The organism is uncultured Planococcus sp., from assembly GCF_947501725.1.
GTDB lineage: Bacteria > Bacillota > Bacilli > Bacillales_A > Planococcaceae > Planococcus > Planococcus donghaensis_C.
The window spans coordinates 1-1452 of the sequence record NZ_CANMXD010000030.1 but is presented as its reverse complement, the minus strand read 5'-3'; the positions used below and the strand labels follow the sequence as shown (position 1 = coordinate 1452).

Here is a 1452-nt window from a genome sequence, read left to right as displayed (position 1 = left end):
AGGTACCCTGCAGCTAGGCTGCGATCAGATGACTTCGGTATTGTGCCGGAGTCATCTTTTTTAGATTCCATTGCTTGCGTGTTCCGTTGTAATGCTCCATGTACTCATCCACCAGCTCTTTCAATTCATCCAGACTGGTTGCTTGTTTAAAATCGACATCATCTTTAAAGTGACCAAAAAACGATTCGATGGGGGCGTTGTCGAGGCAGTTGCCCCGGCGGGACATCGATTGGGTTAATTTCATCTCCTTCACACGTTGTTGGTATTCGGGATGAGTATAGTGGAAGCCTTGATCGGAATGGATCATCGCTTCCGGGTGAACAGTGCCAGCCAATGCTTCCTTCAGTTTTCGTAACGTGCGGTACACAATTTCCATCGTGAGTGTCGTCGTGACTTCATAGGCGACGATTTCACGGGTGGCGACATCTTTGACGGCGGACAGATACGCCATTTGCCCCGAACGGTTTGGTAGATACGTGATATCGGTGACGAATACCTTGCCGGGTTCATCTTGTTTAAACTTGCGATTTAACAGGTTGGGACAGATGGCATGTTCCTGTGTGGCTTTGGCGATCTGCTTATAGGGATTCGCTCGCCGGATTTTGGCAAAGAGATTGAATTTGCGCATGAGGCGTAAGATTTTCTTGTGATTCATCGGCGTTTCCAAGAGTTCAGTGAGGACCATGTAAAAGGTGCGATACCCAATTTTCCCCCGATGCGCATCGTAGATGCTTTTGAGCAACAGGTAATCCTGGTAGTCCTGTTCTTCGCGAATGGCGTGCTGTTCCGTTTTCTCCAGCCAGGCGTAATAGCCACTCCGGCTGACTCCCGCTGTGCGGCAAAGTGTTCCAACCAAATTCTTGAGTTGGAATTTTCGGACCACCGCGTTGATGGCTTCGTATTTCTCCGCTGGGGTCAGTTGCGTTTCTTCGCCTGCCTCTCGAGTTCCTCGAGCTTTTTTAGCAACTCATTTTCGGCTTCCAGGTATTTGATGCGTGCTTCTGCTTTCTCCAGTTTTTTCTCAGCTGAGAGATCTTTCTCAGAAGGGCGGCCCGTACTGTTCTTCCCACGACGCTCTTCGAAAAAAGCGTCTTCTCCATAAAGCCTGAACGTCGTCCGCCAGCGGTTCAAGGATGAGCTCGCTTTTTTGGATCCGATAACGGTTAAATCAAATCCATTTTCACTAAATATCTGGGCCGGGCCTTTGCCTGTCTGGTATTCCTTCACCGCGTGGATTTTGAATTCTGGCGTATATTGAATCGCTCGATCGGATACGGAAGCGACATTCGGATTTGCCTCCAGGACCCGTTGTTGGTGTTCATTGAAAGTGATTTTACTCATCTGATCTTCTCCCGTCCAAGTTAGCTAAATTTAGTATACCGGGGTCAGAAAACAGAAAAAACCCCAAATGGGTCACTTTTTTAAAGTGTCTACCATTTGGGGTGCGGTTCA

General features: G+C 48.3%; 1 protein-coding gene. It reads right to left on the bottom strand.

The window, feature by feature from the left end; genetic code table 11:
- Window positions 1-13: 13 nt before the first annotated feature.
- A protein-coding gene (locus Q0785_RS20200; RefSeq protein ID WP_298834604.1) for an IS3 family transposase occupies window positions 14-1341 on the bottom strand; the annotation gives its coding sequence in 2 pieces (ribosomal slippage) (window positions 14-963 and window positions 963-1341; 1329 coding nt in all).
- Window positions 1342-1452 lie beyond the last annotated feature (111 nt).